The sequence below is a fragment of the Nostoc sp. genome (assembly GCF_036919495.1).
Lineage (GTDB): Bacteria > Cyanobacteriota > Cyanobacteriia > Cyanobacteriales > Nostocaceae > Nostoc.
This window is the reverse complement of the sequence record NZ_JBALBZ010000197.1, coordinates 23121-36072: the sequence shown is the minus strand read 5'-3', so window position 1 is coordinate 36072 and position 12952 is coordinate 23121. Positions and strand designations below refer to the sequence as shown.

General features: G+C 43.0%; 13 protein-coding genes and 1 other RNA gene. 10 read left to right on the top strand and 4 right to left on the bottom strand.

The window, feature by feature from the left end; translation table 11 throughout:
• The 3 genes from V7K25_RS27755 to V7K25_RS27745 form a co-directional block, all read right to left on the bottom strand.
• Positions 1–1517 (bottom strand): protein kinase domain-containing protein (locus V7K25_RS27755; protein WP_335162592.1); only part of this gene is annotated, 1517 nt, incomplete at its 3' end.
• Positions 1518–1523: 6 nt separating this feature from the next.
• Entirely contained in the window at positions 1524–2297 is a 774-nt protein-coding gene (locus V7K25_RS27750; RefSeq protein WP_335162589.1) for a PP2C family serine/threonine-protein phosphatase, read from the bottom strand.
• 11 nt (positions 2298–2308) lie between these two features.
• Positions 2309–2968 carry a vWA domain-containing protein gene (locus V7K25_RS27745; protein ID WP_335162587.1) on the bottom strand — a complete coding sequence of 220 codons (660 nt, stop codon included), beginning with the start codon at positions 2966–2968 and terminating at the stop codon, positions 2309–2311.
• Between the two features lie 216 nt (positions 2969–3184).
• On the opposite strand from V7K25_RS27745, the gene V7K25_RS27740 reads away from it, so the two are divergent.
• The 10 genes from V7K25_RS27740 to ssrA all read left to right on the top strand — a co-directional run bounded on the left by V7K25_RS27740 (position 3185) and on the right by ssrA (position 11873).
• Positions 3185–4366 carry a class I SAM-dependent methyltransferase gene (locus tag V7K25_RS27740; RefSeq protein WP_335162585.1) on the top strand — a complete coding sequence of 394 codons (1182 nt, stop codon included), beginning with the start codon at positions 3185–3187 and terminating at the stop codon, positions 4364–4366.
• A 527-nt stretch (positions 4367–4893) separates the two neighbouring features.
• Entirely contained in the window at positions 4894–5334 is a 441-nt protein-coding gene (locus V7K25_RS27735; RefSeq protein WP_118167295.1) for an ATP synthase subunit I, read from the top strand.
• A gap of 62 nt (positions 5335–5396) precedes the next feature.
• The gene (gene atpB, locus V7K25_RS27730; protein ID WP_181984851.1) at positions 5397–6158 is read left to right on the top strand and encodes a F0F1 ATP synthase subunit A; all 762 of its coding nucleotides are present in this window, start codon (positions 5397–5399) and stop codon (positions 6156–6158) included.
• A 150-nt stretch (positions 6159–6308) separates the two neighbouring features.
• Positions 6309–6554: an ATP synthase F0 subunit C gene (gene atpE / locus V7K25_RS27725; protein WP_251959337.1), complete on the top strand. Its 246-nt coding sequence runs from the start codon at positions 6309–6311 to the stop codon at positions 6552–6554.
• Positions 6555–6736: 182 nt separating this feature from the next.
• On the top strand, positions 6737–7168 hold the full coding sequence (locus V7K25_RS27720) for a F0F1 ATP synthase subunit B' (RefSeq protein WP_322674306.1): 432 nt from the start codon (positions 6737–6739) through the stop codon (positions 7166–7168).
• Positions 7169–7355: 187 nt separating this feature from the next.
• On the top strand, positions 7356–7928 hold the full coding sequence (locus V7K25_RS27715) for a F0F1 ATP synthase subunit B (protein ID WP_335162581.1): 573 nt from the start codon (positions 7356–7358) through the stop codon (positions 7926–7928).
• Positions 7925–8479, top strand: coding sequence for an ATP synthase F1 subunit delta (gene atpH / locus V7K25_RS27710; RefSeq protein WP_335162579.1), 555 nt, complete (start codon positions 7925–7927; stop codon positions 8477–8479). The genes V7K25_RS27715 and atpH overlap by 4 nt, the downstream gene beginning before the upstream one ends.
• A 202-nt stretch (positions 8480–8681) precedes the next feature.
• Positions 8682–10202, top strand: coding sequence for a F0F1 ATP synthase subunit alpha (atpA, locus tag V7K25_RS27705; RefSeq protein ID WP_335162577.1), 1521 nt, complete (start codon positions 8682–8684; stop codon positions 10200–10202).
• Positions 10203–10298: 96 nt separating this feature from the next.
• Positions 10299–11246 carry a F0F1 ATP synthase subunit gamma gene (locus V7K25_RS27700; RefSeq protein ID WP_335162575.1) on the top strand — a complete coding sequence of 316 codons (948 nt, stop codon included), beginning with the start codon at positions 10299–10301 and terminating at the stop codon, positions 11244–11246.
• 237 nt (positions 11247–11483) lie between these two features.
• Positions 11484–11873: a transfer-messenger RNA gene (gene ssrA, locus V7K25_RS27695) on the top strand.
• Between the two features lie 391 nt (positions 11874–12264).
• Here the strand turns inward: ssrA and V7K25_RS27690 are convergent.
• On the bottom strand, positions 12265–12720 hold the full coding sequence (locus tag V7K25_RS27690) for a helix-turn-helix domain-containing protein (RefSeq protein WP_118167290.1): 456 nt from the start codon (positions 12718–12720) through the stop codon (positions 12265–12267).
• Positions 12721–12952 lie beyond the last annotated feature (232 nt).

Here is a 12952-nt window from a genome sequence, read left to right as displayed (position 1 = left end):
GCTTGGAGAGTGCGGATTCGCCCTCCTGTTGTCACATCCCACAGTTTAATAGTCGTGTCATTACTTCCACTGGCAAGGATTTTACCATCTGGGCTGAAGGCAATCGAACAAATCGAGTCGGAATGCGCTTGGAGAGTGCGGATTCGCCCTCCTGTTGTCACATCCCACAGTTTAATAGTCGTGTCATTACTTCCACTGGCAAGGATTTTACCATCTGGGCTAAAGGCAACCGAATTAACAGAGTCGGAATGCCCCTGAAGAGTGTAAATTTCTCTTCCCGTGCTTACATACCACAATTTGATCGTCGAGTCTTTACTCCCACTGGCAATGATTCTGCCATCTGGGCTGTATGCTACGGAATAAATAGAGTTGGAATGCCCTTGGAGGGTATAGATTCGCCTTGCTATTGTAAGATTTTCTACAATTTTATCTGTGCCAAAAGCTTTAGGTTGTGATGTTGATACAACAAAAGCAGATTGTTGTTTTGGTCTAGCAAAGCCAGGAAATATATCAATACCAAGTTTTGTAGAACGATCGCACCAATAACACTTACCATAAGTTCGGCTGTAATAATGGCTGTCTATCTTTCCACAGATAGTTAACTCATTAACAGCAAGTCTGAGCGCCTTTACCCAATCCCCAGCAGTTGGGCGCAAGTTAGAATTTTTATAACCATCGTTAAAGCATCTGAGAAAACATCGCTGAACCTCTGGGTGAATAATCTCAAGAGGAATTGTCATATCTACAGCTTGAATCAAACTGTTTGGTGCATACACCCATAAACCCTGACGGATACGATCATTAGTTTCTGGAGTTTCCCGCGTACCTGTCCACTTTCCCGCAAAAGGAGTTTGACCACCAAACAACAACTGATAGATAATGACTGCTAACCGGAAGCGAGCGTGTACTTCAGTTTGATCGATGCTAGAAAAATCTTTATCAATCAGTTCCGGTGGTGTATAATCTGGTGAACCAACTGGACAACGATAAATCTTGCCATTTACCGGATTGCGAACCTGAAAAGAATCAGTATCAATAATAGAAGGTAAGGCGCGATCGTTTACAAGAATATTTTGCGGCTTAATGTCACCTAAAACATAGCCAGAAATGTGAATTGCTTCAATAATTGAGGCAATATTCAGCGCCGTTGTGTGGAAAAAACGCCAATCAACGTCAAGTTTCAAATCCTTACGACGCTTAGGATTGTATACATCAATAAGTTCTTTTGCTTCCTTAATTTCTGGCATCAAAAAGCCCACACAGTTACCTTGATCATCTTTCAGTACCGACTTAGGCCAAGCAAAAGAAATATGATTGAGGTGAGAGTTTGGCTCTTTCGGTCGGTGCGCTATCATCACCGCCAACTTTTGCACACGCTCAGGAGTTTGGTCGTGGTAAATTTTTGCTAAGTAACCATTGTGATTAGTTCGCAAAACCTGACCTTCACCACTATCAGCTATTGGTTCACCCAAGAGAGTAATTGATTTTCCCGTACTGGCACAGGTGAGAACTTTCATCGAATTTTACTCTCTATCAAACAAGCACAAAAGTAAGGTTTTATCATCGTCAGTACGAGAATTTAGCCGTTCCGAGTTGAGAAATTCCATCAGATATTTATCTTCATCCTCTGGATTAACAGGTTCATGCAAGTATTCCTCTAAAGGTTTAAAGAAAGGCGAAAAGGGTTGCCAGTCACTCAAGCGAATTGCTACTTTTTCTAGCCCATCAGTGGAAGCACAAATAAATTCTTGTTTTTCGGCAATGACCTCTACCTGCATTTCTTTTATTGCATTTGTTGAGGTAATAAAAGTTGTTTCATTAGCAAACTCACCTTTATCTGGCTGAAACAACAGTTGATATTCTGAATCTTGAGAACGCATTACAATAAATCCATCCCCGATTTGCATAGCTGCAAGCCAGTCATGAGTTGCCACAAAAACCAGCAACGTACAAGCTAAATCATTGACAAAATAATCTCCTTCATCTGCTTGCTTCTGTAATTCTGTAATAACTTGGTTCACAATTTTAGCAAACACTTTCTGAGCTTCTTCTTTGTCAAGTGGTTGAGAAAAAGCTTGCTTATGAGGAAATTCATTAATATCAGAAAAGCATTTCAGTACTGTTTCTACCGCCAACTTAGAACCAACATCAGAATGTTTAGCACTACCAGCACCATCAGCAACAGCGCCTACAATCACATAACCAAAGCTGCAATAATTCCCATAATCTTGACAAACTATCCCCTGCTTTTGATGACTTGTTCCAATCCCTGAACGTGCAACAGCTTTCCAATTCACAAAATTATCCTCTAACTTATAATTTGACCCCATCCCATAGCCGGTAAAGCTACAGCTTGCCCCACTTTGCCACTAGAAACCCGTTTCATCGAAGCAGAAAGCCAGACAAACATCTCACGAAAATCTAAGCCATTGAGCATAATTGGTGAACGTTCAGGTGGAGAAATTTGTTTGAGAATATTCATATCAGCACCCTGTACACCAACCGCAAAAAATGACAGTCGGCGTTGTGCTTCTGCTTCTCTCATCTTTTGCGCGGCTGGCTGCCAGGAGTCATTTGGCTCTCCGTCTGTAATCAAAAATACCCAAGGGCGATAATAGAGAATACCGTTGTCTTTATAAGTCTGTTTGCGGTTTTCTAAAAAATCCAAAGCATATTCAATCGCCGCACCCATTGGGGTTAAACCACCTACTTGCAATGTAGGCGGTGTAAATTGGTCAATCGTCACAAAGTCTTGCGTGAGTTTAACTATGGGGCCAAATGTAATCATGGCCACTTCCACACTCAGCGATGCTTGGGAATCTTTTAGTACATCTGCTTTGAAAGCAGCAAGTCCTCGATTTAACTCTTGGATAGGCTGACCTGACATAGAGCCAGAAGTATCAAGTAACAGAATTACAGGGCAACGATTTTCTGGATTTTCAACGAATTCCGGCATTCCTACAGCCATTTAATACTCCTGAGTAAGTAAATTATTATACAAAATAACAATTAATTTTATTAACTAAGAGATACTCAAACAGTAGTGTTTTTACTGAAACAACTTCTTAACGGAAAATATATGGGCTGATGGCGATGTCTACGACGGGCTGCGCCTACGCAATTATTTATCTACCTGAAGTGTCCAGCATTCGCTAAACTCAGAAATGCTGCGTTATTCCTCATCATGTCCGATTCCCAAACTGTTAGTGCTGCCGTTGCCAAACTCTACAATACTTACCCCTTTCCGCCAGAAGCCTTGTTGGATGAACCACCTCCAGGCTACAACTGGCGCTGGAATTGGCTAGCCGCTTATAATTTTTGCACAGGTCAAAAACCCCAAAAGCAAGATATTCGGATTTTAGATGCAGGTTGCGGTACTGGGGTAAGTACAGAGTACCTAGTTCACCTCAACCCCCAGGCTTCTGTTGTGGGAATTGACCTCAGTACAGGCGCTTTAGCTGTAGCAAAAGAACGTTGTCAGCGTTCAGGGGCTACCCGTGTTGAGTTTCATCACCTCAGCTTATTTGATGTGGAACAGTTACCGGGTGAGTTTGATTTAATCAACTGTGTTGGTGTTTTGCATCATACCCCCGATCCAATTCGCGGTATTCAAGCTTTGGCGAAAAAGTTAGCCCCAGGCGGTTTGATGCACATTTTTGTGTATGGGGAATTGGGACGCTGGGAAATTCAACTCATGCAAAAAGCGATCGCACTTCTTCAAGGTGACAAAAAAGGCGACTACCGCGATGGTGTCCAAGTCGGACGACAAATATTTGCCTCACTACCAGAAAATAACCGAATTGTCAAATACGATAAACAGCGTTGGTCATTAGAAAATCACAAGGATGAAAACTTTGCTGATATGTACGTTCATCCCCAAGAAATTGACTACAACATTGAGACGCTGTTTGAATTAATTGATGCTGCGGGATTGGAGTTTATTGGTTTCTCAAATCCGAGTTTCTGGGATTTAGAGAGACTTTTAGGTAAAGCACCAGAGTTAGTTGAACGAGCAAAAGATTTGAGCGATCGCCAGGTTTACCGCCTGATAGAATTACTAGATCCAGAAGTAACTCATTACGAATTTTTCCTCGGTCGTCCCCCCTTAATTAAGTCCGACTGGTCAGACGATAACGCCATACTGGTAGCGATTCCCGAACTTAATCCTTGTCTTGAAGGATTTCCCAGCCAATGTTTCTTTAATTACGATTACCAGATTGTTAATTTATCTGTAGCAGAGTTTGAATTTATGCAAAAGTGTGATGCTAATTCAACAGTTGCGGAAATTTTGGCAGGTGTGCAACTGGGATTAGATGGGGTAAGAACGCTTCTTCAGCAGCAGCTGATTTTATTGACACCTGTTTAATTACACTTCACGTTGATACTAAGTTAAGATTTGTCAATTTATACTCGTGGTGAAGAGCGATCGCCCATCACCACTTTTGGCAAATTAATGTAAATTAGGAAAGTGCCTAAGAAACAGGGTATTGTACATCCCAAAAGTTGGAGCTTTCTGGAATTCAGCAGTGGTGCGATCTTTAATGACTTGCCGCTACTCTACAATTTCTGATTTGCGGTACGTTCATACGCTCCTCAAGCACCAGTTGATTTTATTGACACCAACTTAATTCAAACTTTGGAGGATAATTATTCACTCAAAAAACTGAAATTGGAAGAAATTTTAAATTTTCAGGCAACATTTATTGATTATTCACTCACACGCTCCCTCACACGATCAGCCGCTCTCTCGCTTCTGTGAGCGCGACTTTACTGAATGTGTAACGTTGCCAAGAAGTTAATTGTTTTTTCCTAAAGTATTGTTACCGGATCGTGATATGATTCAGCTGACTGAATGTGCAGTCATCATATTTAACTGTACTGGTTTCAAGTCCCGTGAGCTTGTCAGACGAATCAATTGCGCCCACTCCGACAACGCAACAAGATGCTAAAACTGGTTCTGGAGACACAGAATCAGGTAACTCCATGCAAGAGTTCCATCAACTCTTCCAGCGATTGTTGGTAATCACGCTTGTCTTGACGGGGGTTATTTTTATCTCTGTGTGGATTTTTTATTCCTTAAACATTGCCCTAAATTATTTAATTGGGGCGTGTACAGGTGTGGTTTACTTAAAAATGTTGGCTAGAGACGTTGAGCAGCTTGGTAGTGAGAAAACCAGTCTGAGCAAAACTCGTTTTGCTCTGTTTATTGGAGTGATGATCGTGGCAACTCAATGGCGTGAGCTACAGATTCTGCCCATTTTTTTGGGATTTCTAACTTACAAAGCCACGCTCCTCGTCTATATGGTGCAAATTGCGTTCATTCCTGATTCTTAAATAAAGTCAGGCTCACAAAGATAGTAATCCCATCCTCGCTCGTTGGGGAAAATGCTTGAAGAATGCAAATGCTTAGTGTCTTAAACGCCTTTAATTCTTTTCCCCTCGCCGCATTAGAAGTAGGTCATCATTTCTACTGGCAGTTGGGCAATCTTAAAATTCATGGGCAAGTTTTTCTCACCTCATGGTTTGTGATTAGTATTCTAGTAGTGGCTTCAATAGCTGCTACTCGTAACGCACAAAGAATTCCCAAGGGCATCCAGAATTTGATGGAATATGCCTTAGAATTTATTCGTGATTTGGCAAAAAACCAACTTGGTGAGAAAGAGTACCGCCCTTGGGTGCCATTTATTGGCACATTGTTCTTGTTTATTTTCGTATCGAACTGGTCAGGCGCACTAATTCCCTGGAAGCTCATCAGGCTACCTTCGGGCGAATTGGCAGCTCCCACCAATGACATCAATACGACTGTTGCATTGGCATTGCTAACCTCCTTAGCGTACTTTTATGCAGGTTTTAGCAAACGGGGTTTAGGCTACTTTAAGAAATATATAGAGCCAACACCTGTTTTGTTGCCAATTGCAATCCTAGAAGATTTCACCAAGCCCCTCTCCCTAAGCTTCCGGCTATTTGGTAATATTTTGGCGGATGAATTGGTAGTCGCGGTGCTGGTGCTGCTAGTTCCTCTATTTGTACCTCTGCCTGTAATGGCCTTGGGTTTATTTACCAGTGCCATTCAAGCCCTGGTTTTTGCCACCCTAGCCGGAGCATACATTCATGAGGCAATGGAGGGACATGGCGGAGATGAACATGAGGAGCATTAAACTTCTCAGTTGATAGCACAGTTCCAAGAGCATGTTCGCTCAAAACATCGCAAAGCGCGATCTAAAGAACTCAGGTGCAGCGTGAAAACCACGTTTCTAATTGTTAACGTAATGTCTGTTAGTTTTGTAATCAAAGCAAGGAAAATCAACATGGATCCATTAGTTCAGGCTGCTTCAGTTCTCGCTGCTGCTTTAGCGATTGGTTTAGCTGCAATTGGCCCTGGTATTGGTCAAGGAAACGCTGCTGGACAAGCAGTAGAAGGTATTGCTCGTCAACCTGAAGCAGAAGGAAAAATTCGCGGTACTCTGCTATTAACCTTGGCATTCATGGAATCTTTGACTATCTATGGTCTAGTAATTGCCCTAGTATTGCTGTTTGCTAATCCTTTCAGCTAATACCTGAAAATTTTTGCGAGTGTGGAGACGTGAATCATCACGCCTCTACAATCGAAATGTTTTGGGTATCTCAATAGTTATAATGTTCAGTTGACCCTTGTTGGCTATGGGTCTCTAAAATATGAAAGGTTGGATGACGTTGCTAGCCATGAAAACTGCTACTCCAGCCAAAGAGGAGACAAATGTTTGATTTCGATGCTACCTTGCCCTTCATGGCATTGCAATTCCTGCTATTAGCAGCTTTGTTGAATGCAATTTTCTATAAGCCACTAACCAAGGTACTAGACGATCGCGATAGTTATATCCGAACGAATACCCTTGAGGCGAAAGAAAGCTTGGCAAAAGCCGAGCGTTTAGCCGCCGAATATGAGCAGCAACTCGCAGACGCTCGCAGACAATCGCAAGCTACTCTAGAAGCAGCTCAACTGGAAGCTAAAAAAATTACTGCCGAGAAAATCGCTGAAGCCCAAAAAGAAGCTCAGTCTCAACGAGAGCAAGCTTCTGTTGAAATAGAACAACAAAAGCAAGAAGCTTTTCGTACCTTAGAGCAACAAGTTGATGCTCTAAGCAGGCAGATTCTAGAAAAACTATTGGGCCCAACTCCAGTTAGATAAGCTAACTAGACTGGTTACTTTGAAAGCATACGCGCAACTGGGCCCTAGTCCAGAGCGCTTAATTAAGTGTCAAAAAAGACACTTTTTCCCTTCTGGGGAGAGATACTTAATTTCCCTTTGGGGGAAAGATACTTAATTTCCCTTTGGGAAAATACAACGTATTAGCAGGCGAGCAGCGCACTTGTAAATGGGTATCATGGGGACATTCTTATTACTTGCCGCAGAAGCGAACGCTGTTCACTCTGAATTAGCAGAAGGCGCAGGAGAAGGTGGTTTCGGTCTAAACCTAGACATTTTTGAAACCAATCTGATCAATCTAGCGATTCTGGTTGGCATCCTATTCTACTTCGGACGTAAAGTTTTAAGCAATATCCTGAACGAGCGACAATCTAATATTGCCACCGCAATTCAGGAAGCAGAAGGGCGCTTAAAAGAGGCAAAGACTGCCCTTTCCCAAGCGCAAGAGCAGTTGAAGCAATCTCAGGCAGAGGCAGAACGCATCCGCCAATCTGCCGTAGAAAATGCCCAAAAGGCAAAAGAAGCCTTGTTGACGAAGGCAGCGCAAGACGTAGAACGCTTGAAACAAACAGCAGCAGCAGATTTAAATACCGAAACAGAGCGAGCGATCGCTCAACTACGGCAAAGAGTTGCTACACTAGCATTGCAAAAAGTCGAATCGCAACTCAAAGGCGGGATTGCCGACGATGCTCAACAAAGTTTAATTGACCGCAGCATCGCACAACTGGGAGGCAATGTATGACAAGTCAGGTAGCGGCAGCCGAAGTAGCCCAACCTTACGCACAGGCACTTTTGTCAATAGCGCAATCGAAAAATTTGACAGAAGAGTTCGGGGAAGATGCGCGTACTTTCCTGGGACTGCTCAGAGCAGACAAACAGCTACACAACTTCTTCAGCAACCCGTTTATTCAGGCTGAGAACAAAAAAGCTCTCATCAAACAAATACTCGGTGAAGGCTCTAACCCCTACTTACGCAACTTTTTGTTGATATTAGTAGACAAACGCCGCATTGCATTCTTGGAATCTATTTTTCAACAATATCTGGCGCTGTTGCGGCAGCTGAATAAAACCGTATTAGCGGAAGTAATTTCAGCCGTTCCCCTCACAGAAGCTCAACAGCAGGCAATTATCCAAAAGGTCATTGCCATCAGTAATGCTCGCCAGGTAGAACTAGAAACCAAGGTAGACAGCGAGTTAATTGGTGGTGTAATCATTAAAGTAGGTTCGCAGGTAATTGATGCCAGTATCCGGGGTCAATTGCGTCGCCTTTCATTGCGCTTAATTAATAGCTAGAAAGTTAGGAGTAGAGACGCGATTAATCGCGTCTGTAAAGGAGTTAGGAGTTAGAAGTTAGGAGTTAAGAGTTAAGTAAATAATAATTTATTTTGACTTTTAACCTTTGCTTTTTTAACTCATCCGTCTTAACTCATCACTCTTAACTCATCACTCCTAACTGAATTAATTTTCCCGTCTCGAAAGCAAAAAGTATAGACACATGAGCATATCAATTAGACCTGACGAAATTAGCAGCATTATCCAACAACAAATCGAGCAATACGATCAAGAGGTCAAAGTTGCTAACGTTGGTACTGTCCTACAAGTAGGTGACGGTATTGCCCGGATCTATGGTCTGGAAAAGGCTATGGCTGGCGAACTTTTAGAATTTGAAGATGGCACAATTGGCATCGCCCAGAACTTAGAAGAAGACAACGTGGGCGCGGTGCTTATGGGTGAAGGGCTAGAAATTCAAGAAGGTAGCTCTGTAACCGCTACTGGTAGAATTGCTCAGATTCCGGTAGGAGAAGCCTTAATTGGACGAGTTGTAGACGCTTTGGGTCGCCCCATTGATGGCAAGGGAGACATCAAATCCTCAGAAAGCCGTTTGATTGAATCTCCAGCACCAGGTATCATTGCTCGTAGGTCAGTACACGAACCCATGCAAACGGGTATCACAGCTATTGACTCAATGATTCCTATCGGTCGTGGTCAACGGGAATTGATTATTGGCGACCGTCAAACCGGCAAAACTGCGATCGCGATCGACACCATCATCAACCAGAAAGAAGAAGATGTAGTTTGTGTCTACGTTGCGATCGGTCAAAAGGCTTCCACTGTTGCTAACGTGGTGCAGACATTGCAAGAAAAAGGCGCAATGGATTACACCGTCGTTGTCTTTGCTAGTGCCAGTGAACCAGCAACCCTACAATATCTAGCTCCTTACACAGGCGCAACTATTGCTGAGTACTTTATGTACAAAGGCAAAGCTACCCTGGTAATTTATGATGATCTTTCCAAGCAAGCCCAAGCTTATCGCCAAATGTCACTATTGCTGCGTCGTCCACCCGGACGCGAAGCTTACCCTGGAGATGTATTCTACATTCACTCTCGCTTGCTAGAAAGAGCCGCCAAGCTGAGTGATGAATTAGGTAAAGGCAGTATGACCGCCCTACCAATTATCGAAACACAAGCTGGTGACGTTTCGGCATACATCCCCACCAACGTAATTTCCATTACCGATGGTCAGATATTCTTATCTTCTGACTTGTTCAACGCTGGTATCCGTCCGGCTGTGAACCCAGGTATTTCTGTATCCCGCGTGGGTTCTGCGGCTCAAACCAAGGCAATGAAAAAAGTTGCCGGTAAGATTAAATTGGAACTAGCCCAATTTGACGATCTGCAAGCCTTCGCTCAATTTGCTTCTGACTTAGATAAAGCCACTCAAGACCAGTTGGCACGAGGTCAACGGTTGCGCGAACTTCTCAAGCAGCCACAAAATTCGCCACTCTCAGTATACGAGCAAGTGGCAATTCTTTACGCTGGTATTAACGGTTACTTGGATGACGTTCCTGTAGATAAAGTCACCAGCTTTACCCAAGGTCTGCGGGACTACTTAAAGACTGGTAAAACCCAGTACGCCGAAGGAGTAAAAACCTCCAAAGCACTAGGTGATGCAGAAGAAGCTGCCTTGAAGGAAGCACTTACCGAATACAAAAAGACCTTCAAAGCAGCAGCGTAATTAAAGTGAGGAGTGAAGAGTTAAGAGTTAAAAGTTAATGAAATACTCCTAGCTCTTAACTCCTAACTCCTAGCTCCTAACTCCTAACTCAAGAATATGCCTAATCTAAAAGCAATACGCGATCGCATTCAGTCGGTCAAAAACACCAAAAAAATCACAGAAGCCATGCGTCTCGTAGCGGCAGCTAGAGTGCGCCGGGCGCAAGAACAAGTACTAGCGACTCGCCCCTTTGCCGATCGTTTGGCACAAGTATTGTATGGTTTACAAAGCCGTCTGCGTTTTGAAGAAGCAAACCTACCACTGCTGAGAAAAAGAGAAGTTAAGTCAGTCGGGCTGTTGGTAATTTCAGGCGATCGCGGTCTATGCGGCGGCTACAATAATAATGTTATCCGTCGTGCAGAAAACCGCGCCAAGGAAATCAAAGCAGAAGGTTTAAACTATCAATTTGTCTTAGTCGGACGCAAAGCTACACAGTACTTTCAACGCCGAGATCAGCCTATTGATGCTACCTATAGCGGCTTAGAGCAAATTCCCACCGCAGCAGAAGCCAATCAGATTGCCGACCAACTACTTTCCTTGTTTCTTTCCGAAGAAGTAGACCGCATCGAATTAATCTACACCAGATTCCTTTCATTGGTTAGCTCCCGTCCAGTGGTGCAAACCCTATTGCCCCTCGATCCCCAAGGTCTAGAAGCAGCCGATGATGAAATCTTCCGCTTGACAACCCGTGGCGGTAAATTTGAAGTCGAACGGGAAAAAGTGGCTAGCCAAGTTCGCCCTTTGGCTCCTGACATGATTTTTGAGCAAGATCCAGTTCAGATTCTCGATTCTTTGTTGCCCCTGTATCTGAGTAACCAGCTATTGCGAGCGCTTCAAGAATCGGCGGCTAGTGAACTAGCAGCGCGGATGACAGCCATGAGTAATGCCAGCGAGAATGCTGGTGAACTAATTAACACCCTCACGCTGTCTTACAACAAAGCCCGACAAGCTGCAATTACCCAGGAACTCCTAGAAGTTGTTGGTGGTGCTGAAGCACTAACTTAGGGTATAGTTAATTATTTATTTGTAGTGCGTTGTAATATATAATAGCCAATTGCTAATTATTTTAAGATTAGCAATTGGCTATTTTTAGTATTTGAGACTTTTACTATACTCATGGTCTAGAGCCAACTTCATATAAAGATACCCTGTGTTTCTCAGCAGGACTGGCGTTAACCAAAAATTTTTTGCCCAATAACACATTTTCAAAACTGCGTATTATAATTGAATTATGAAAGGCATGGGTCCGTCACGGTTTCGACAGGTTGGCGAACGCTGCTCTGTGATTCAGGTCGAGAGTGAGTCTCCTCTCGCAAATCAAAGGCTCAAACAAAAAGTAAATGCGAATAACATCGTTAGCTTTGCTCGTAAGCCTGCTTTAGCAGTTGCCTAAAAACCTCTTATAGGTTCGAGCGTCTTTAGTTTGACTCCGTTAAGGACTGAAGACCAAACCCCAACGGATGCTCTAGTAAGCGTTCTCTGGTTGGCTTGCTAGCTAAGATTAAATCAGAGCATCCTACGTTCGGGATAATGAACGATTCCCGCCTTGAGGGTCAGAAAGGCTAAACCTGTGAATGAGCGGGGGGTTAATACCCAATTTGGACAGCAGTTCGACTCTGCTCGGATCCACTAAGAATAAGTAACAAGTCCACCAAACAGTTTAATGTTTAGGTGGATTTTGTTTATAAGAAGACAGAACTCAGCAGTCAGAATTCAGTACGAATTTTGCTACACCTGGGTTCCGCCTTCACCCAGCGTTTTGTAGAGAGTGTCTAAATATTGCTTTAAAAGCGTACTTCATTTTGCTACGCGCTTTCGCCTCTGGCGATGCCCTGAGCAAGTTGTTGGGTGAGCGAAACTAGCATTAAAAATTTTCGCCTTACTAATCTATCCCATCAAGGGGTAGAGTATTCACCAATTCTGTATTCTGACTCCTGTTTATTACGCAAAATGTCCCTCTCCGATGGGCGAGAGGGACAGATTTGAATGAAAGTTAGACAGGGAGAGGATTGTCGAACTCACGTTAATTATTCTGTTCTTGGGGTTGTTTGCGTGCGCTTCCAAACCTCCTTCCCCTTTTTTTGAGTACCCGTCGTAATCTATCTGCGCTCAAGTTGACTTGACGCTCAGATGCCAGTTTATTTGCTAATTGCTTAGAGTTATAAGTCTGTGACTCTTGAGCTAAACAATTTTCTAGATAAGCCAAGTCTGATTCCGAATATCGGGGTTTTCCTCCTCGGCCTGGAGCATCCCACAAACCTGCTAAACCCATCTTTTCCCAGCGATGAAGGGTTTGACGTACTGTTGAAATCGCCCAGTTCAAGCCTTTAGCAATTTGCTCATTTTTTAAGCCGCGAGTATTCAACAGTAAAACTTGAGCACGATCTTTAGTACGTTGAGGAACATCTTTAGCTTTTCTTAACTCTTCTAAAGTCAGCTTTTGCTCGTCAGTTAGAAAGACTTTTAATCGGCATCCCATAAAAAATAACCTTTTACACAGTCAATTTTTGCGATTTTTTTATGTCTATTCACGCCTATATACTTAATTGCTTACGTATTTAATAGCACACTAGAAAAGCTGAACTACAAGCATTAAGGATGTCGGCGTTTAAAAGGCTGCTACGTGAGAAGTATTGGCTTGAGAACACTATCAAAGTTTGCAACTTATCATCAAGAATGGATTTTTATAAAAAGTTAGGTACATCATAAAT